Below are 20,245 nucleotides of genomic sequence, written 5' to 3' on the forward strand. Positions count from 1 at the left end.
TTACGCTTGTACCTTTTTGACCGATCCTTGTGACCAGTTTTAAGCTTCCTTTTTTTCCATTCGCACTACGCGTGCGCAGCTTTGGCAGATTTCGGTGACCGGCCAGTTGAGTTCGCCTTTTCCGACTTTGATGTTATTTCCGCAATGAGGGCAGGTGGTTTTTCCATCTAAAACCTGTCCTTCAGACTTAAAGCCTTTCCAGGCAAAGAAAAACCCTAGAAAGAAAAACAGTGGCACTAAAACAAAGTGAACGACTGGCAACAGAACAGAGATTAAAGACAATCCCCACCAAAGTGCGAGCTTTTTAAGGGCCGTGCGCGTTTTGTCAGATTGATTAAAAATTTTGATTTCAAGCTCGCCAGATGTGCGGCGCTCATCCATCACGTTTGATTCGATGCTAATTTTTTCAGTCATGTCATGAAGCTTACGCCTAACAAATGATAATAGATATACGCGCCGTTTCGATGCAACGCCCAACACTCAGGTACGCTAAGAAGTTTGTATTCCAGCAAGCGATCCGGACTTTCACGTTCGTAACTCCTCTTTAGAAATGCCTTCTTTTAACCTCATTTTTCGTCGGAACTTTCTAATTTCCAACCAGTTCGGAGAATGAAATGCGTCAGATAAAAGTGGCCATCATGGCGATGGCACTTGTCGGTTTAACACAGTCAGTGATGGCACAATCTCAAGGCGGAAGTGCGGAGGCCGCGGCCTCGGATGTGCCCGCAACTCTTTCCATGCCCATGGATTCTTCCACTTTGATCCTTAAAAAAGGCTTTTTCGATTTTTATTCCGAAAGCAGCTATTACTACGACTATGATTTCGTGACAGATTCACGACTTCGTTACTATCAACCAGTGACTGATCTCGGCTCCATTGGAGTCTCTGCCTATATCGGTGCGAACATCCAGTATCAATCACCGGGTGCGAGTGAAAAATACTATGACAATACTTTTAATCCAAATGTGGGTTTGCAATTTCAATTTGTACCAGGGGTGAAACTAAATGCTCAAGTCGGTTACCGAACAGTGACAGGAATGAACGATGAACCCCGTCAGACCACTTGGGACCCGCGTCTGGTATTTAGCGCCGGTGATATTTTGATGTGGGGAATGACCAGAAACTTTACCGAGGGGTATCTTGAGTCAGCCTTTGTTCCGCGTTTGGATCGAACACCCGTGTCTTTGGTTTGGATCAAGCAAGGGTATCGTTGGTTTCCCAAAGCGAAGCTCTCCCTGGATGCCTATGGCGAAGGTTATCAACGTGTCAGCAACAGTGAAGATCTGGGGCCGACAATTACCGAGTGGCGCGCCGGGGGGCGTTCTACCTGGACTGAAAAATCCTGGAACATCAGTGCGCTCGTTTATCATCCCTTTCCTAAACATGTTTCCAGCGGAGAAATTGAAGGCTTGGTAACTTTGGGAGGCCAGTTTTAATGGAGAACGTGGGACTAACAGACCTATTTTCAACGCTTACATATTCCGTAATCATCGCGACCAGCGTTTTTATCTTGGATGATCTTTTTATTGATCTGATCGCCCTTATTAAACGTCTTCGCCCACTGGCGATCTCGAAGCAGACCTTGCAATTGATGAAGCAAATGGACCAAAAATCCATCGCCATCATGATCGCAAATTGGAAAGAGGCCGAAGTCATCGGTCCTATGATCCGCGGAAATATCCGCGGCATCGACTATCATAACTATAAATTCTTTTTGGGGGTTTACCCCAATGACACAGCAACTTGGGAAGAGGCCGCTCGTTTAGAAAAGCTCTATCCAGATAAAGTAACAGTGGTTGTGAATTCAGAACCAGGACCCACTTCCAAAGGGCAAATGCTGAACGAAATTGCCCGACAAATTCTGGAATCAGAAAAACAGACCGGAAAAAGAATGGATTTATTCCTGCTGCAAGACTCTGAAGATGTTTTGCACCCCCATGCCTTTTCGCTTCTAAACTATTTTAGTCGCGAGGCCGACTTTATTCAAATTCCCGTGTTCTCCTTTGATGTCCCAAAAACTTCCTTGGTCGGGGGAGTGTACATTGATGAATTCAGTGAGTCCCACACCAAAGATCTTTTAGTACGGCAGGCTCTCGGGGCAGCAATTCCGTCGGCCGGAGTGGGGACATGTATTTCTCGTGAATTCGTCAAAGCCATGATGCTTCATCAAGAGGGCCAATTGATGAAGGAAGACACTTTGACTGAAGACTATCACTTAGGAATCACGGCAAAGCCCATGGGGTTTAAATCGCGTTTCGTCTGTGCTCAGTTGGTCGATGAAAATGGCGGCAGAGAATTCATCGCGACACGTGAATACTTCCCGAATAAGTTCACCGCCAGCGTTCGCCAAAAATCCCGTTGGACCTTAGGAATTGCATATCAAGGTCTTGCGAACCTTCAGTGGTCCGGTGGATTGATTGACCGTTACTTTTTACTGCGGGATCGAAAAGGTCCTGCGTGCAGTGTGCTAACCGTTTTTTCCCTGATCGTACTTTTGGGTATGATCTCATTGCAAATGGTGGACGGTGAAATTCCACCTCTTTTGCGCACGGATTTTTTCTCCGTACTCTTGACCTTTAATGCTCTAGCGATGTTTTTAAGAATTGTGCAAAGAATGTCTGCTGTGAACCGCGTGAATGATTTCAGCCAGGCCGCAATGGTTCCGGTGCGCTGGTTGGTTGCGAACGCTGTTAATGTTCTGGCTTCGTTAAAAGCGCATTTGCAGTACCGGGAAAGTGTTAAAACAGGAAAACGACCCGTGTGGATTAAAACCGAACACCAGATGCCAGCGCATTTCGGAATGGATCTCTCCGAGGTCGAGGTTCAAACCAAATGAAGAAATACATTTTCGCTTCGATGTTAATTTTGACGGCAGCTTTCGCGACCCTCGCGGAGCTTCAGGTTTCAAAACCATCAGGTGAAAGATGTATTTTGGTGATTTATGATAATGCAAAAGTGCTCAGCAGTATTCGCAGCTCACTTGCGCATTTTCCCGAATTTCAAAGCCATATGATTGCCATGGCTGACTATGAAGCTGGAACCATAGAACGGTGTCAGGCCACGTTTATCGTGAATACAGAATTTGATAATCAAGTCCCGCGCCGCCTGGTCGAAGACTATTTGGCAGCGGAAAAGCATGTAGTGTGGATGGGATATAACATTTGGTATCTGGGAGAGCAGTTAAGTAAAAAGCTCGGCATTCGCTATATCGGATCCCTCTCGAAAGTGCGTAATCAGTCTTGCGCCTATTTTTATATGGGCCATTCGGCTCGCTGTGATGACGAGGGCCTCTCAATGCAGCCGGAAATCGTGCCAACCAATGAAGTGCGAATCGAAATCATGGCTGAAAGTCGCACCCGGGGGCGGGAGCTAAGTCCTTATGTTGTGCGCGCAAAAAACCTTTTTTACATGGCCGATGTCAACTTCGGAAGCGTCTTTCAGGCACTACTCACTGAATTTGTGGGCAGTCCGATGCGGGTAAAAACCCTAAAACCACAGCAAGTCGCTGGCCCCAACTGAATTGGCCTTGACCTGGTCCTGTCCTTTTTTAGAATAAAGGCATGACATCATTTCACTCAGACAAATATTTTATCCGTGATTCCGTTTACAACTTGGTCGAGCTATCTCTCTTGGCGAGAATGTATGAAGAAAACTGTCTGCCAACTTCGGGCAACGGTGTTCTGAATAAAACTTCTTTGTCCCAGACGCTTTTAAAAATGAAAGCAACGGAAGGTAAAGGTCAACTCCGCGTGGCTATTCATGATACGGATCCCGTGGGCTTTTACTGGAACTACGAAGGTCATGAAACGCTATGGGTTCATCCCACGCATCGTGCAGAAGGTGTTGAACAAGGGCTTCGTGGATGAGTTCTGATTTCTGGCGGGGTCGCAGAGTTTTTATTACCGGTCACACGGGCTTTCGCGGCAGCCACCTGGCACTCACTCTTAAAAAAGCGGGTGCCGAAGTTTTTGGATTTTCTTTAAGTCCTTCCACCAATCCCAACTTTTTTGAAGTCGCCAATGTCGGTCAAGGCTTGAGCTCCACTTTTGGAGACGTGCGCGATGTCGCGGCTTTAAAAGCTTCTCTGGAGTTTTCTCAAGCCGAAGTGGTTTTTCATTTAGCCGGTGGCGGTGGCTTGCGGGATTCCTGGGATAAAGTTTCTGAAACCTATTCCTCCCAAGTTATGGGCTCCGTGAACTTACTTGAATGTCTACGAGAGACAGCCACAGTTCGCGCGGTTGTGTTTTTATCCTCTGATAAAGTTTATCGTCCCTCAAAAGCTGATTTAGTCGAAACGGATCCTCTGGCCGGTGGAGCCCCTGCTGCGACGGCAAAGGCCTGCACTGATTTGATTTTGGAATCTTACCTGCAAGGTGTATTTGCTCCTGAGAAATATAATAAGCATAAAATTGCTCTCGCCTCAGCACGCATGGGCTCGGTCATCGGCGGAGGAGATTTTTCTCCCGAGAGTTTCATCTGGCAATTGGCTCAAGCAAATCAAGCGGGCTTGGATTTGCCTTTAAAAAATCCTGATTCCATTCGTCCCTGGATGCACGTGGATGATGCGGTCTCTGCACTTATGATGTTAGCCAAGGCTTTGTTAGAGCAAGGCCCCAAAGCTTCAGGGGGATGGAATTTCGGAGTCGGTAGCGCACATCAAATGTCCGTCGGCCAGGCGGCCGAGATTTTTAAATCCAAATATGGCAATAGCAAAGCTCAGGAATTTCAACTGACCTCTAAGGGCTCCACTCACGGCATGCTTAATAGCGAAAAAGCCAAGAACCAGCTTTCTTGGAGTCCACAAATTACAGTCGAAGCAGGACTGCAAAGAACGGCCGAGTGGTATAAGAACTATTTTGCTTAAGCTATGAGATATATTTTTTGCGAATCTTCAAAATTTCCCAGAACACGCGGAAAATTTCACGACTGATTTTAACTTTGGAACCCGGAACGTCTCTCCAGATGGTGACAGGATATTCAACGACGTTGTGATTTTTCAGGCGCAGTAAAATCTCTACGTCAAAAACCCATTTACCAATGAACGTTTCTTTAAAGGCCACAGGAACGATCGAGGGTCTAAATAATTTAGCACCACATTGAGTGTCGTAACTTTTCACGTGCAAAAGCTCGCCCACCAAAGTTGCAAAGCCCCGGCCCAGATAGTGACGAAGCGGAGATCTTTTCACATCAGCACCCAGGCGATAAACGCGGCTGCACCAGATGGAATCAACATTTTCATAAAGATTAGAATACTGAAGCATTTTGGGAATTTCAGACAGGGGAGTCGCTAAATCCGCATCCCAAAATCCAATCCAAGATCTATCATCCCAGCTAAGTTTTTTATAAACTTCCAGCATCCCATGACGAACGGCTTCCGCTTTGCCGCGATTCTTATCCATACGTACCAGATGGATAAAGGCATGCTTTTGTGAGGCTTGCTCTATGATTTCCGCGGTTTTGTCCTTGCTGCCATCGTCGACAAAGAAAAAATCGATACCCAGATCGTGATGCTGGATAAAGTTTTCAATGTGCAGGCGCTTTTCTTCGTTATAGCAAGGAACAATAAGTGCGATCATGGGCTCTCTATGGTTGTTAAATTATGCTACCACACGTCAGACCTATTTCAACGCATAGGGCAGTGAGGGCCAGAAGATCGTTCCCGTCTCAATGTTCCCTACGCAGCGCAGCAGTCTGCGTGAGGTTTGGAAATTACCAAAAGTTCATCTATATTCGGCATCTTTCGAGAGTAAAAAATGAAGACGATTGAATTCTTTAGAAAGAGCTTTTTCAGTGCGGCCAAGTACCCGGCGTTAACGGGTTTGCGCGCGCTTGCGGCGTATTTAGTTTTCACTCGTCACTATCCAGTCCTTGAAGATGTTTCGCCAACACTTTCTTCGATGCTCTCTCAAGGTTATTTAGGGGTGGCGATCTTTTTTGTTCTGAGCGGTTTCTTGATTCATCAGACCTATGGACTTACACGCAGACTTTCTGAAGAAGGTCTCTTCGTTTATTTCGGCAGACGTTTTGCCAGAATCTATCCTCTTTACTTTGTGGTTTGTATTGCGACGTTTGTGTATGCGAATAACTACGAGCCTTTTGATCTCTTTATTAATCTCACAATGTTAAAGGGTTTTTTTAACGATGTGATCTTCACAGGGGTTGCTCAGGCTTGGTCTTTAACGACTGAAGAGACCTTTTACTTCTGCGCACCGATCATATTCTTTTTCGCCAAGGGCTGGCGCCGTCTCGCATTAGCTTTAATTGGCACTTATTGCGTGGGCGGTCTGCTAACGGTTATCGGCTCCCAACTTAATTGGCTGGGATTCTTCGAAGATATTTACTTCACTTTAGAGTGGAGTTTCTTTGGTCGAGCTTTTGAGTTTTTTGCCGGCATCGGTCTATCGATGTTTCTTTCTTCGCGTAAATCCGTTCGCTCCTGGAAACTGCCGCTTGCAACCTATACAGGTGTCGCCGGTGTGATGCTGACTTTGTATTTGTTGGCAGTGGTGGGGCAGGAGAGATCTGATGGTTTGGGTATTTTCAGTCCCAAGGGGATTTTCCTGAATAACTGGTTCTCTGTGGTATTTATCGTGTTGCTGATCTATGGACTGGCGACAGAGTCGAGCCTGCTTTCAAAGTTGCTCTCCACGCGATTGTTCAGTCTTTTGGGTAAAAGTTCCTATGCGTTCTATTTACTTCAACAGGGGCCGCTACAGAACATTTGTGATGGTAATGATCTGACCGTCGCTGAAACTTTCGGTGTGACTATCTTGGTTTCGATTGTGGTATTCGCTCTGATCGAAGAGCCGATCAATCATGTTATCCGTAGTCAGCTTCTAAAATTTAAGAAAAGCCCTGTTCGAGTCGCTCACACTGAGGCTGCACCGGTGGCAGTTACCACTCCGGTTTCTGCCCCAGCCCCAGCTCCCGCGACTTAATTTCCTATCTTGTAAAAGTCTGCGTTTTTGTTTCAATAGGGCGATAGCTTTGCACTGACGAAGGACACTGTTCTTCAGTTGCAAGTAAGATCAATTCTTCATTCCACAAACATTTATGGTGAATATCGCCATCTTCTTTTTTGAATGAGAGTTCATTAAAGGTCTTCGTTTCAACGATCGCTAAAACTTCCGGATGCTGTCTTAAAGTCTCTTTGAATTTACTCGGTTCCACTCCTACGGGTGTTTTATCCAAATACCAGGAAATGAATGATCCGGTAATTTCCCACATATCCTGATCTTCGATGGTGCTGGGGAAGTACATTTCTTGAACTTTACTGAAGGACCCCATCGCGGGCATAAAAGCTCTGAAAGGAACTTCATTTCCGGAGTGAACGCGAATCGGCAGCAAATCGACGGCGACGAAAAAGAATAAAGCAATACCGGCTAAAACTTTGGAAATTTTAATGGGGTTGGCATTTGCGAATTTGGTTGCCAGCAAATACCCCGCCGTTATTGCAAGCCAAGGATAAATAGGCAATGTGTATTGGTCATAGTGACGTGCGCTTGTCGAATAAACGGCAATGTGGATAAGCAGCTGACCCAGAACCAGAATGCATAAAGGGCGCTGATCTTTCCAAAGTTTTCTAATGGCGAACGGAAAAAGAAGTAACAAAATGGCCGCTCTTTCCCAAGTCGCGCGGAAATACCAAAACGGTTCGTGCGCAGACTGCTGAACAACGTTTTGACCAAATTGACGTTTCAAATAGGCGGACCAAAAGATGAAGCCCTCTTGCTGATAGTGAAGGAACGTAAAAAGCGACAGGGGAGCAACAATCCCTACGGCGAAAGAGGCTAAAGCTTTAGGTGATTTGAAATTATAAATTAAAATAAAGAGCCCAACCGGAATCGTCCCTAAAGCACCGGCTCCTTTTGTCAAAACCGCACAAGACAGGCAAAGTCCTGCAAGAAACACGTTAAGACTGCGATTTTTACGTTCAGCTAATGTCGCAAAATAAAATCCACCCAAAGTGAAAGCCACCATGGGCATGTCCAGCCAACCACTCGCCATGAAATTAAAAAATGTCGTCACCGGAATGATGATTAAATAAGTAAAAACAGCATGGCGTTCATTTGTAAGATTCTTTACGGCACCAAACATCGCGGCAATTGCCAGAATTCCTGCTATGGAAGAAACCAGACGAATTGTTTGCGCTGAAATTCCAAAAAGCTTAAAGGCCAAAGCATCTAGCCACAAAGCCAAGGGCGGGTGATCCACGAAGGGATCATAAAGTCCCGGTCCTAAGTTAAAATGAAACAGATTTCCAGTCGACAGAATGTTTTTCGCTAAGGCTCCGTAAGTGGTGCTGCTGACACCAATGCCGGGCTCCCAGTTCTTCGCAAAAACCAATAAAAAAACACCAGCGATAATATATAAGAATGTGCGAAGACTGTTTTTACTCTCTGTCATGCCGACATTTAAGCATGCTAAGTTCGGGCAAGCCAAGTCAGAACGGGTAATGAAGTTTAGATTTTTTGATAAACCTTCAAGGTCTCTTCTGCGCAGGTTTTCCAAGTGAAACGACGCGAATGCTCTTTGCCAAGTTTGATCATTTTACTGCGAAGTTCTTCGGAATGAATTAACTGTTCCAGTTTTTCAGCAATTTCTTGTGGGGAGTGAGGGGAGGCGTGAAGTGCGGCCTCGCCTGTCACTTCTTTTAAAACCCCTTCGTTGGATGTGACAACCGGGCAGCCGAGGCTCATTGCCTCGAGCACTGGAATTCCAAATCCTTCATACAGGCTCGGAAACACAAAGGCCGTGGCTTTTTTAAATAGTTCTTCGATCTGTGTGTTCGGGACATAGCTTAAATGAACAAGTTTTTCAGGAAACGGAAACTTCGCAATTGCCGCTTTGATTTCGTCATCGCCAAAACCCCAAGTGCCCGCTAAGACCAGTTTGTGGTCTGTGCCTTTTTGGCAAAGGATTTTAAAGGCTTCAAGTACTGCCGTTACGTTTTTGCGTTTTTCTAATGTTCCAAGGAACAGAATGTATTTCTCTGTCGATAATGAGGCGATTTTCTCTGGTAGAGGATAAGAACGATCGCATCCCAAGTAAGTTACATAAGTTTTCGAAGCGAGTTCTGGGAAATATTTTAAGACCTCTTGCTTGGTGAATTCCGAGTTCACGATCACGGCACTCAGGTCGCTTTTTAAGACGGCGGTAAGGTCGTCTATTCCCTTATTGTAAAATGCAGAGGTGTTGTACGACTTTTCAAAAACAACCATGTCGTGAATCGTGACGACCTTAGGAATGCTTGAGCCCATGGAGATTTTAAAATCGGGTCCATGATAGACGGCGTTTTTAGTGGCGATCCCGGTCCAGGGCCACAACGGTTGAATTTTTCGTCCCAAGTAGGCTTCAAGCTTCTTCCTATTTTTTAGGCGAGAAAGCTTAATAACTGGGATGAATTTTACCTTGGGATGGTCTTTCAGGTGCTGCCACAGTTGATTCATGTACACGCCAATCCCCGTGACCTTGTCTGGGTTTAACGTACTAACGTCAAAGAAGACTGTTCGTGGCGCTTGATGCAAGGTGTTGGCTGTCTGTGAATCCATAGGCATAATCTTTGGTACCATAGAGATTTGGGGTGCGCCTAGAAAGAATCTTTCTGCATTGCATTCTAGTACAGCTTAGTAACCAAAAAAGCATAGAGTATTCCTCTATAAAAAATGTGTAATTCGGGGTTTTTGACATGATTTTTGTTACGGGCGGCGCGGGCTTCATTGGTTCGAATTTTATTCTAAACTGGATCAAGAAACATAACGAACCTGTCGTTAATATTGATAAATTAACTTATGCGGGGAACTTGGAAAACCTTAAAGAGGTTCAAGACAATCCCAACTACATTTTCGCCAAAGTCGATCTTTTGGATCTGAATGCTTTGGAAAAATTAGTGAAAGAACACAAGCCTCGCGCGATTTTAAATTTCGCGGCAGAAAGCCACGTGGACCGTTCGATTCATGGTCCTGGTGAATTCATTCAGACAAATATCGTTGGCACATTCAATCTTCTGCAAGTGGCAAAGGAATACTGGTCACAACTTCAAGGCAGCGACAAAGAGAAATTCCGTTTCTTGCATGTTTCAACTGATGAAGTTTACGGAAGCCTTGAGTTGAAGGATCCTGCCTTCAGCGAAACGACTCCTTATGCTCCGAACAGTCCGTATTCTGCTTCTAAAGCCGCGAGTGATCACTTGGTGCGTGCGTATCATCATACGTACGGTCTTCCGACGGTGACGACAAACTGCTCGAATAACTATGGGCCATATCAATTCCCAGAAAAGCTGATCCCTCTCGTAATTCACAATGCTTTGAATGGTAAAAACTTACCGATCTATGGTGATGGCTCAAACATCCGTGATTGGTTGTATGTGGTTGATCACTGTGAGGCCATCGAACTTGCTTTGGAAAAAGGTCGCTTGGGTGAGACTTACAATGTCGGTGGCTGGAACGAAAAAAAGAACATCGAAGTTGTCGACACTATCTGCAAAACGTTGGATCAAGTTCGCCCTCGCAGCGATGGTAAGAGCTATTTGACTCAGAAGGTATTCGTTACCGATCGCCCAGGCCATGACAAGCGCTATGCGATCGATGCAACAAAAATTGAAAAAGAATTGGGCTGGAAACCGAAAGAGAATTTCGAAACAGGTCTTGATAAAACTATTCGCTGGTATTTAAGCAACGAGACTTGGGTTTCTAATATTGTTTCAGGTAGCTACCGTGAGTGGTTGGATAAAAACTATGGAGGACGTCAATAATGAAGGGAATCATCTTAGCTGGCGGCTCTGGGACGCGTCTTTATCCTGCAACGACTGTGGTCAGTAAACAGCTTCTGCCGATTTACGATAAGCCAATGGTTTATTATCCACTAACGACTCTGATGATGGCAGGGATTCGCGATATCCTGGTTATTTCTACTCCTCAAGACACGCCTCGTTTTGAACAGCTGTTGGGGGATGGTTCGCAGTGGGGAATTAAGATTTCTTATGCGGTTCAGCCGTCTCCGGATGGTCTGGCACAGGCATTTATCATCGGTGAGAAATTTATTGATGGTGATGAGTGTGCGTTGGTTTTGGGAGATAATATTTATTACGGTCACGGCTTCATGCAGCTACTTAAAGAAACTGCGAAGCAAAAATCTGGTGCGACTGTGTTTGCGATTAAAGTTCCAGATCCTGAAAGATACGGCGTCGTTGAATTTGATAAATCTTTCAACGCTGTTTCTCTCGAAGAAAAGCCAGCAAATCCTAAATCCCATTATGCAGTGACTGGTCTGTATTTTTACGACAAGCATGTCGTTGAATATGCAAAATCACTTAAGCCGTCACCGAGGGGTGAACTTGAGATCACTGATCTCAATCGAATTTATTTAGAAAAAGGCAATCTGGACGTTCAAGTAATGGGTCGCGGTTTTGCGTGGCTTGATACAGGAACGCATGAAAGTCTCCTTGAAGCGAGTATGTTCATTCAGACGATTGAAAAGCGTCAAGGGGTGAAGATTGCTGCTCCTGAAGAAGTGGCTGCGCGCATGAAATATATTAACAAGGAACAGTTGTTGAAGCTTGCTGAGCCTCTTAAGAAGAATGCTTACGGCCAGTATCTGATTCAGCTTAGCCAAGAACTTGAATAATGGACAAATTGGATTCTATATCCTCCATATTAACGAACTTTGTTCTGGTGTTAATTATTGGAGGTTGGGCTCAACGCTACCAGCCGGTTCGTTTCATTTTTAAGAAACTTTTGGTTGTCGTGTTGTTTGCTTGCCTGGGCTGGCATTTGTTAACTGCTTTAGCCTACCTTTGTGTGCCTCAATTCTTCGATCACGTAGAGTTAAATATTGCAGCGGTAGCTAGTATCTGGAAGCTAGGGAATCCAATTTATACGCTACCGGATGCAGCCTCCAGATATTCTTTGTTATATGGATCATGGCCTTATTTAGTGAATGCAGCTTTTCAGTCCTTAAGTGGCTCCGTTTACCTTTTAAGTAAGCTTCCGGGGGTTTTGAATTTCTTTATTTTATTTTCTGGATTTTATCTGACCATCAGAAAATTGAACCTGTTAGATCGCTTGCTCAGTATGGGTGTGTTGAGCAGTGTCCTCTTGGTGTTTTACCATTTCAGTTATTGGAATCGACCTGACTCATTTCTGATGACGTATGCTTTCCTGGCGCTGATGCTTGTTGTCTATAATGAAAAGATCGGAGACCTGGCGACGTATTTGGGAGTGGGGCTTCTTTGTGGACTGGCTGCGAACTGTAAGATTCATGGAGTCGTCTATTTTATTCCCCCAGTGGTTTATTACTTTGAAAAATCGGGGAGAAAGATCAATTGGTCCTACCTGATTTTTGGTGCTTTGCTTGCATTTGCAGGACTGCTGTTGCCGTTCTTTCTTAAAAATGTCGGTGAAGAGAACTACCTTGTTTGGCTTAAGCTTGCCTCCAAGCATGGTCTGGATGCCCTGGATTTTGTTAAGACCACAACATTTATTTTTTGCTTCCTACTCTTCCTGTTCCTGTTGAAGTTTCACAAACGGTATCGTTGGACGTATTTATCATTGTGCATCACCGGATTTATGGTGGCGATTGTTGCTAGTAAGCCTGGGGCGGGTACTCATCACTTTATGCCCTTCGTTCCGGCTATAATATTTTTTGCGATCCAATCTTATTTTGGTGTTTCAATGGAGGATCGTCGTTCGATGAACTATGTCCTTGCGGCCTTTGTAATATCAATGGTGTTTGAAGCACATCACAGGCAGAGACGCGTTGTTAAAGAGTTTGAGCAGACCCGAAATGCAATCGCGCAGCTGAAAGACTTTGAAAACATATTAAAGGAAACGTCTGGTCTGATAGAAATGGGATATTCCAATAGCGAGTCCTATGGTGCAACTTTCTTTAGGCTGACGGCCATTGCAGATCAGCGTTCGGGGTTGTTAATAGAGGGATCTGCTTTGATGGATATGAATGCCAGTGGACTGAGTATTCCGCCATCCACTGTGGAGACAATTAAAAGTTGTCAGATTCCTACATTCGTTTTTCCGGCGGAGGGTGCTCCATGGAATATCATGAGTTACTACGGCGAAAAACCTCTGTATTCCCAGGAATTCAAAGATGTCTTCGCTGAAAAGTATGAAAAGGTCCGCCAGACCGAATATTACGCAGTTTACACCTGCGTAAAGAATTAGCAATTTGGCGGGAGTTTCACATTGCAATTTCAAGGTACGAGGATTAGGTTTTTCGCATGATTTACGACTGTTTTGCATTTTTTAATGAGCTGGATTTACTTGAGATTCGTTTAAACACACTAAACGACGTTGTAGATCGTTTTGTTTTGGTCGAAGCGACTAGAACTTTTCAAAAGAAAGAAAAACCGCTTTTTTTTGAATTGAATAAGGAACGCTTTAAGCCTTTTTTGCATAAAATCGAGCACGTCGTAGTCGATGAATATCCAACTTTCTTTTCTAAATGGCGTATTCCAAAAACCTGGGACTATGATGATCATCAAAAGGAAGGCATTCTTCACGGATTAAAAAAATGTCATCCGAACGATGTGATCATTGTCTCCGATGTGGATGAAATTCCTCGTCCAGAATTAGTCCGTGAATACGCGAGCAAGCCGGGAATTAAAGTTTTCCAGCAAAAGCTTTACTATTACTATCTAAATTGTTTCATCAAAACCTATCCAGAGCCAATTCCGTTGGTTGATGGTTATATGCCCTGGTATGGCACCGTGATGTTGAACTATAAAGACATCAAAACGATCAAAAAGACGCGTCTTCATCGTGAAACACGTCAAAACACTGATCTGGTCACAATTGTACCAAACGGTGGTTGGCATTTCAGTTATCTCGGTGGCGCTAAGAAAGTGATCGAAAAGATTGAGGCCTATGCTCATAAAGAGCATAATCGCGATGAATTTAAAGATCCGAAAAAGGTAGAGGATATCATCCGCAAGGGTGGCAGTCTTTACGGGGATAAACTAGATTCCCAGTTTGTTAAAGTGGATGAATCATTCCCAAAATACGTTCAGCAGCACAAAGCTGAACTGCACGAACTGATACTTGAGTAAATATGCCAGTCTCATCCTTGCTCGTTAATTTTTTATCATTGATGTTGTTGGGGTTCTATCTCCAACGATTTTCATTTCTGCGAGCTGGTGTTGCTTTCATATTGAAAGCACTTTTGTTTTCGTCATTGGCCTGGTTGGTATTTACCGGCGCAGGTTATTTATTTACGCCGCTTTATTTTGATCATGCCGAAGTTAACATTGTGTCCGTCGCAAGTTATTGGCTTCAAGGGCATCCTATTTACACAGCCCTTCAAGATCCCTCGAGATACTCATTGTTATACGGGCCTTGGCCTTACCTGGTGAATGCGTTCTTTCAAAGTAGCGGGTTGTCAGTTCTGGTGATGGGAAAGATCCCAGGGGTTCTAAATCTTTCTATTTTGCTGGCCGCTTTTTACTTAAGTATAAAGCAAATCGGGCTATCGCGTTCTAAGCTTTTGTTGGCACTGGGAACTCTGAGTGTTGTTTTGCTCGGCTATTATAATTTCAGTTACTGGAATCGACCGGATTCTTATTTAACAGCCTATGCTTTCCTGGCTCTTTTTGTCGTTCTCATGAGTGATAAGCTCGGAGTCTATGCGACCTATGGACTTCTAGGATTGCTTTGTGGTTTATCTGCAAACTGCAAGCTGCATGGAGTTTTGTACTTCGTGCCGGCGGTGGTGTTCTATTTGGAAATGAATCGCACCAAAGTAAAGCTGCTTCCGTTGCTGTGTGCATCGGTTCTGGCAGTCTTTGGATTGCTGATGCCCTTCCTGCTTAATAATGTCGGTGCCGAGAATTATTTCGCCTGGATCGAAATGGCTTCCAAGCATGGTCTCGTGATGAAGGATTTCGTAAAAAATCTGACCTTCATCGGCAGCTTTTTAATCTTCATTTATTTATTGGGGTTTCAGCGAAAGTACAGATGGACTTTCATTGCGTTAGTGATTGTAAGTGTCGTGGTTGCGTTGGCGGCCAGTAAGCCGGGGGCTGGGCCTCATCACTTTATGCCATTGCTACCACTTGTGCTTTATTTTGCCGTAGACGCGTATTTCAGTATGGGCTCTCAGGAGCGCAGCCGATTGAATTTTGTCGTTGCAGCCTTTTTGTTAACTGTTTCCTTAAATGGAGTGAATCGACAAAAGCGTGTGGCAGCGTTGTTTCAGCAAACCATCGTGCGTAAAGAAGAACTTTTGGATTTCTCAGAGGTCTTAAATAGTACGGAAGGGAAGCTCGAAGTCGGATATTCAGAAGTAAAAAACTATGAATCGAGTTTTTTAAAAGTAGTTTCAGTAGCTAAGGAGCGTGGCCTTTTGTTGGATGGAGCCGCTCTGATGGATATGAAGGCTTCAGGTTTAGCTATTCCCCAAGAGACAATTGAATCAATTAAAAACTGTTCCATTCCCAATTTCGTGTTTCCAAAAGATGGTGAACCATGGGGAATGACCAGTTTCTATGGACATAAACCCCTGTTTGATGAAGAATTCAAAGAAGCTTTTCATCGTGCATACCTTAAAGAGCGTGAGTCCAAGTTTTATTCTCTTTATAAGTGCAGAGAGGGGTTGCGATGATAAATCGTAAGAAGACAATAGGAGAATTTATTTTCCTATTTGTTATCATCGCAGCGTTCATCCAGAGTGTTATTAAGTTAATGCGTAGAGCTTCTACAGGATGGGATCATGAGATCTACTGTAAGGCTTCTGAAGTATGGAGCAGCGGCTTAGATCCATATATTGCAGAAAATCTGGGGATGAAGCTTTCTTATTCATATCCGGCGTTATTTCTGACTTTTTACCAGTACCTATGTTCAATTAAGTTTATCTTCATCTATATCGACATACTTCTCATTGGTGTTATCGTGTGGCTTCTGGTGCGTAAGCTTTCAAGTAGTTTGATTGTTGCGCTTCCTGTTGTGCTTCTGGGCTATAACTCGACATATTCCAATATCGAAACGGGGAATCTAGGTGTCGTTGAAGCTTTTCTGCTAACTCTTGCACTCGTATTTACGGTTCAGAAAAAAAATTGGTCTTCGATCTTTTTGGTTCCAATGGCATTTTTGAAAATCGTTCCTTCGATGCTGGCTTTGCCAATCTGGTTTTCGAGCCCAAAATGGAAAGACAGAGCGATTCAGTTTATAGTGTTTGTAGGCGGAATGATTTCTCTTATTGTTGCGAATATTATTTTCTCAAAAGAGCTGGCCTTATCATTTTTTAGACAGCTTACGGGTGGGTATTTAAATCAACATAGCCCCGCTAATGAAATGACGGCAAACGCATCGAACCCGACAGTTCTTTTGTTCTTCAAAAACCTGGCAATGATGTTTACAGAGCAATATTGGTTTGCGATTTTTGTAATTTTGGTTGCAGGGCTGGCTGCTCTTACATATTGGGTTTGGAAAAACACAATTCGTAACGAAGCAAGTGCCCTCTATAGGCTCTGCTGGAGTTACCTTCTGATTTTAATGTGGATTCCACGTTTGAAGCCGTATGCGCTTATTCTTTTATGTGTTGCCATGGTGCCATTGCTTTCGCGTGTTCCAAGACGATTCGCATTTTGGATCTTCTTTGTTACCGTGTTCCATCGTGTATTAAATGGAACTAAGAACAATGAATGGTGGGAATTGATTTCGAACAACACAGCAATCTATACGATGATTGCCGTGTTGATCCTGCTGACTCTCCAATGGAGAAAGCAAAGACAAACGTCTAAAGACGTAGACGTTTAAAAATATTTTCAGGAATAGAACAAATAATCCACATGATGTATCGCCAGAAGAACGGCAGATAAACAGTGTTTTTCTGATCTTCGATGGCCCTGGCGATACCCGCACCCACTTGTGGAGCCTTTCCAAATAACGGCGATTTCTTGTGATCTTTCGTCATGGGTGTGTCTACAGGTCCCAGTTTTAAATTTACAATATGGACGCCAGTTCCGAAGAGTCTGTTGCGCATACCATCCAGGAAACAAGTCATACCGGCTTTGGCAGATCCATAGACATAATTAGATTGTTTGCCACGGTCTCCCGCCACGGATGAAATCACAGCGATCGTACCATTTTTTTGCGCGACCATTTTCGGAGCTATATAAGTCAGCAGGGAAGCATGGCTTACGAAGTTACTGTTTAGCAGGTGAAGCATTTCGGCTTGATCGACTTCGGCTTTTCTTGGATCTCCCAAAACCCCGTGAGCTACCAGTACGACATCGACGGACCCATGATTTGTCCAAATGTCGTTAACAAGCTTTTGATGAGATGAAAGATCATTCAGGTCATGGCTGATGACTGAAACTTTTCCGGCACCACGGACACGAAGATCACTGGCAATCGCTTCCAGCATTTGGGAGTTTCTGCCCCACAAAATAAGTTCATTTTTTGCTGTGGCATATACTTTAGAAGTCTCTTGAGCAATTGCTGAAGTGGCTCCAATAATCAGGATTTTTTTCATCGGACTCGTCTCCAAAAACTAGAAGAAAACTGAGGATCAATAAATTGTTCAAAGGATTTACGCTGGGGATAGAAGGCGGAAAAACTTTCTTTCGACATTCTGGCGTCTTTTGCCGGATAGACGGCGCCACCGGCGGAGCGCACGATTGCGTCGCACTCTTCCAGGACCTGATAAAGGTCTTCGCCGTAGTTTGCAAAATCTAATGCAAGTGTCACGCCCTCTTTAGGAAATGACATCATTCCCTCTGAAGGTACGTTTCCAAAGGTTTTCAGCACCGCCAGGAAAGATCCCATTTGGCTCTTGTTCAACAGTTGGATGATCTTTTGTACTGCGGCACCGGAGTCGTTCTTATATGGAACGACGAATTGATATTGTAAGAAGCCTCTTTTGCCATAGATGCGGTTCCAGTTGTGAATTGCATCCAAAGGGTAAAAGAAGGGTTCATAGTGAACAAGGTTTTTCTTTCGTGGAGTAATATTCTTTCTGAAATACAACTCGTTGAAGGCGCGAATCGAAAACTTGTTGAGTGTTATCTCGGGGAAATACACTGGGATATTTTTGAGGCTCGTTAGTTTGTGAACTTTGTAGTTTTCTGTGGCTTGTGGTTTTGCAAAGTTGCCACGAATAAAAATACCACGAATATCTTTTTCGCTGCTGACACAATCTACCCAGGCAACTGTATATTCATAGCCAGTTTCAGATTCGGCAGCGATTTCGAAAAATTCGCTGAGGGAGTGGAATTGAATTTGCTCTTGATCGATCCACGATGAATCGATTTTTGTAAGATTAAACTCAACCCAGGTGATGAATCCTGTCAGCCCAAGACCACCGATGGTCGCATAGAAAAGATCGCTGTTTTCATTTCGAGAACAAATCAGTCTTTCTCCAGACGATCGAAGAATTTCAAAGCGGCTAACGTGATGGCCAAAATTTCCCGCGATATGATGGTTTTTTCCATGGATATCATTGGCAATGGCGCCGCCGACCGTTATAAATTTTGTACCCGGAGTAACGGGTAGGAACCACCCTCGCGGGACTGCAAGTTGAAGTATTTCGTCAAAAGAAACTCCCGCTTCGCAACACAGAACTCCCGTTTCCTGATTAAAATCGATATAGCGATTTAATCCGGTCGAGGAAAGAAGTACGCCATGGTCATTAAGGCAAGAGTCACCATAGGATCGTCCCAATCCGCGAGGCAATAATGAAGCACTGACCTTTGGCAATAACGAGAACCGGTTCGAAAAGGGATAAAGGGTCTGATCTGTCGCCAGGGGATATTGTCCCCAGCTCTGATTATCTCTCATGTCGAAATCCAACCGATCAAACCTAGAATAGCAAAGCAGACCCAGCTGATTTTGTCTTTAACCGCAAATACAACGGGATCATCATGCATTTCATCTCTATTGGTAAGAATCCAAATTCGCGAGATCCAAAATAGCAATATCGGCGTCGCAAACCACAAATGTTGTGGATTTGTGTAAAGGGCACGAACATCTTTACTTTGAAGGTAAAGAAGAATGATGAGAATCGCAATCAGTCCCGAGCCGGCCCCCAATGACTGAATCATGGGATAGTCAACTTGGCGATAGCCTCGTCCATCTATCGTCAGCTTGTTTTTACTTCTGATGATTTCTGTACATCTCTTAACGCAAGCCAGACTGAAAAAGAATAACGTCGCAAAACTCAATAACCATTCTGAAACTGGAATAGATGTGGCGCCTGATCCCGCAAAGATTCTCAAAGTATACATCATGGAAAGAATGATGATGTCCACGACAACACTTTGCTTAAGGTAAAGTGAATAGGCCAAATTCAACATCAGGTAACCTGATATCCACGCCAGATATTCATTTGGCAATGGAAGTGCGAAAAGAAACGACCCCAGGAGAAGTGTCGGTAAAAGCAGTATTCCCCATTTGATTGATAGATTGCCCGAAGCGAAGGGTCTATTCTTTTTGGTGTGATGGTTGCGATCAGAGCGTAGGTCCAAGATGTCGTTGAATATGTAAACGAAGGATGCGGATAGGCTAAAACCTGCAAACGCACAAAGGCAATTGATGACAATGTCTATATTCCAAATTTTGTGACCTGCGAGTGCAGGGAGGAACACCAAAGCATTCTTGATCCACTGGTGTGGTCGCATTTGCTTGATAATTAGTTTAAAAATACTTTTTTTATCGTCGACGATGTACTGCGTAGGTTTTTCCAGCCGTCTAATTTTTGCACGTAAATTGTTCGTCGGATTAACCGCAATAACTTCATCTGCATCAGTCCAAATTTTTAAATCTGCATCATGGTCCCCAACATATGCGAATTTTTGACTTCCAATCATTTCTTTTATAGCAGCGAGCTTATTTTGACCTTTATAGTTTTTCTCCATAGTCGAACCGATTGAGCGATTAAATATACCCAAGTGATTGGCTACTTCTTGGACCCATAGATCAGGGCTTGCAGATGCCAAAATGACTTCTCGACCTTCCGCTTTAGCATTGCGCAAAAGATCTAAGACAGAGATGCGATAAGGCAAAAGTTTGGCAACAACGGGAGCATGTTTTGCAAGTTGTGCTTTGAAATATGCTTTGCCTTTAAGTAGCCACAAAATACTTTTCAAAAACTGTAAAGGGTTACTCTTAAGTAGCACAAGCCATTGCTCATAAAGTAAATCAGTTTTTATGAGGCAATCATCTAAATCACAAACAAGCGTATGTTTCATAGGAGGTGGATGTTAGCGACTCCACTCGGGGAGAGCAAGTGGGCGCGTTGT

19 protein-coding genes are annotated in these 20,245 nt (G+C 44.0%); 12 read left to right on the forward strand and 7 right to left on the reverse strand.

Annotated elements, in window-relative coordinates; all coding sequences use genetic code 11:
- Window positions 1-39: 39 nt before the first annotated feature.
- Window positions 40-414, reverse strand: a complete 375-nt coding sequence (locus DOM22_RS09065; protein ID WP_142700048.1) for a hypothetical protein — start codon at window positions 412-414, stop codon at window positions 40-42.
- A gap of 200 nt (window positions 415-614) precedes the next feature.
- Between DOM22_RS09065 and DOM22_RS09070 the strand changes: the two genes are divergently transcribed.
- Genes DOM22_RS09070 through DOM22_RS09090 form a run of 5 tightly spaced genes read left to right on the forward strand, consistent with a single transcriptional unit; the run spans window position 615 to window position 4,864 of the window.
- Window positions 615-1,436, forward strand: coding sequence for a hypothetical protein (locus tag DOM22_RS09070; protein WP_142700049.1), 822 nt, complete (start codon window positions 615-617; stop codon window positions 1,434-1,436).
- A complete protein-coding gene (locus DOM22_RS09075) occupies window positions 1,436-2,836 on the forward strand; it encodes a glycosyltransferase (protein ID WP_142700050.1) in 1,401 nt (466 codons plus the stop codon). The genes DOM22_RS09070 and DOM22_RS09075 overlap by 1 nt, the downstream gene beginning before the upstream one ends.
- Window positions 2,833-3,519, forward strand: coding sequence for a hypothetical protein (locus DOM22_RS09080; RefSeq protein WP_142700051.1), 687 nt, complete (start codon window positions 2,833-2,835; stop codon window positions 3,517-3,519). The genes DOM22_RS09075 and DOM22_RS09080 overlap by 4 nt, the downstream gene beginning before the upstream one ends.
- A 41-nt stretch (window positions 3,520-3,560) precedes the next feature.
- Window positions 3,561-3,866, forward strand: coding sequence for a hypothetical protein (locus DOM22_RS09085; RefSeq protein WP_142700052.1), 306 nt, complete (start codon window positions 3,561-3,563; stop codon window positions 3,864-3,866).
- Window positions 3,863-4,864, forward strand: a complete 1,002-nt coding sequence (locus DOM22_RS09090; protein ID WP_142700053.1) for an NAD-dependent epimerase/dehydratase family protein — start codon at window positions 3,863-3,865, stop codon at window positions 4,862-4,864. Before DOM22_RS09085 ends, DOM22_RS09090 begins: the two co-directional genes overlap by 4 nt.
- 1 nt (window position 4,865) lies before the next feature.
- Here the strand turns inward: DOM22_RS09090 and DOM22_RS09095 are convergent, their stop codons facing one another.
- Entirely contained in the window at window positions 4,866-5,576 is a 711-nt protein-coding gene (locus DOM22_RS09095) for a glycosyltransferase (RefSeq protein ID WP_142700054.1), read from the reverse strand.
- A 177-nt stretch (window positions 5,577-5,753) separates the two neighbouring features.
- Between DOM22_RS09095 and DOM22_RS09100 the strand changes: the two genes are divergently transcribed.
- Window positions 5,754-6,938: an acyltransferase gene (locus DOM22_RS09100; protein WP_142700055.1), complete on the forward strand. Its 1,185-nt coding sequence runs from the start codon at window positions 5,754-5,756 to the stop codon at window positions 6,936-6,938.
- A gap of 4 nt (window positions 6,939-6,942) precedes the next feature.
- Here DOM22_RS09100 and DOM22_RS09105 read toward each other — a convergent pair whose 3' ends face one another.
- On the reverse strand, window positions 6,943-8,406 hold the full coding sequence (locus DOM22_RS09105) for a glycosyltransferase family 39 protein (protein WP_142700056.1): 1,464 nt from the start codon (window positions 8,404-8,406) through the stop codon (window positions 6,943-6,945).
- Between the two features lie 56 nt (window positions 8,407-8,462).
- On the reverse strand, window positions 8,463-9,551 hold the full coding sequence (locus tag DOM22_RS09110) for a glycosyltransferase family 1 protein (protein ID WP_168196614.1): 1,089 nt from the start codon (window positions 9,549-9,551) through the stop codon (window positions 8,463-8,465).
- Window positions 9,552-9,688: 137 nt separating this feature from the next.
- On the opposite strand from DOM22_RS09110, the gene rfbB reads away from it, so the two are divergent.
- Genes rfbB through DOM22_RS09140 form a run of 6 tightly spaced genes read left to right on the forward strand, consistent with a single transcriptional unit; the run spans window position 9,689 to window position 16,763 of the window.
- On the forward strand, window positions 9,689-10,753 hold the full coding sequence (gene rfbB, locus DOM22_RS09115) for a dTDP-glucose 4,6-dehydratase (protein ID WP_142700058.1): 1,065 nt from the start codon (window positions 9,689-9,691) through the stop codon (window positions 10,751-10,753).
- On the forward strand, window positions 10,753-11,625 hold the full coding sequence (rfbA, locus tag DOM22_RS09120; RefSeq protein WP_142700059.1) for a glucose-1-phosphate thymidylyltransferase RfbA: 873 nt from the start codon (window positions 10,753-10,755) through the stop codon (window positions 11,623-11,625). Before rfbB ends, rfbA begins: the two co-directional genes overlap by 1 nt.
- Entirely contained in the window at window positions 11,625-13,175 is a 1,551-nt protein-coding gene (locus DOM22_RS09125) for a glycosyltransferase family 39 protein (RefSeq protein WP_142700060.1), read from the forward strand. Before rfbA ends, DOM22_RS09125 begins: the two co-directional genes overlap by 1 nt.
- 56 nt (window positions 13,176-13,231) lie before the next feature.
- The gene (locus DOM22_RS09130) at window positions 13,232-14,059 is read left to right on the forward strand and encodes an N-acetylglucosaminyltransferase (RefSeq protein ID WP_142700061.1); all 828 of its coding nucleotides are present in this window, start codon (window positions 13,232-13,234) and stop codon (window positions 14,057-14,059) included.
- Between the two features lie 2 nt (window positions 14,060-14,061).
- Window positions 14,062-15,609, forward strand: coding sequence for a hypothetical protein (locus DOM22_RS09135; RefSeq protein WP_142700062.1), 1,548 nt, complete (start codon window positions 14,062-14,064; stop codon window positions 15,607-15,609).
- Entirely contained in the window at window positions 15,606-16,763 is a 1,158-nt protein-coding gene (locus DOM22_RS09140; protein ID WP_142700063.1) for a glycosyltransferase 87 family protein, read from the forward strand. Before DOM22_RS09135 ends, DOM22_RS09140 begins: the two co-directional genes overlap by 4 nt.
- On the opposite strand, the gene DOM22_RS09145 is transcribed toward DOM22_RS09140, so the two are convergent.
- The 3 genes from DOM22_RS09145 to DOM22_RS09155 are packed head-to-tail and all read right to left on the reverse strand — an operon-like array spanning window position 16,744 to window position 20,194.
- Window positions 16,744-17,481: an SDR family oxidoreductase gene (locus tag DOM22_RS09145; protein ID WP_142700064.1), complete on the reverse strand. Its 738-nt coding sequence runs from the start codon at window positions 17,479-17,481 to the stop codon at window positions 16,744-16,746. The genes DOM22_RS09140 and DOM22_RS09145 overlap by 20 nt on opposite strands.
- A complete protein-coding gene (locus tag DOM22_RS09150) occupies window positions 17,478-18,785 on the reverse strand; it encodes an FAD-binding oxidoreductase (protein WP_142700065.1) in 1,308 nt (435 codons plus the stop codon). Before DOM22_RS09150 ends, DOM22_RS09145 begins: the two co-directional genes overlap by 4 nt.
- A complete protein-coding gene (locus DOM22_RS09155) occupies window positions 18,782-20,194 on the reverse strand; it encodes a UbiA family prenyltransferase (RefSeq protein ID WP_142700066.1) in 1,413 nt (470 codons plus the stop codon). Before DOM22_RS09155 ends, DOM22_RS09150 begins: the two co-directional genes overlap by 4 nt.
- Window positions 20,195-20,245: the final 51 nt, after the last annotated feature.

Origin of the sequence: Bdellovibrio sp. ZAP7 (assembly GCF_006874645.1) — a bacterium.
Classification (GTDB): Bacteria; Bdellovibrionota; Bdellovibrionia; order Bdellovibrionales; family Bdellovibrionaceae; genus Bdellovibrio.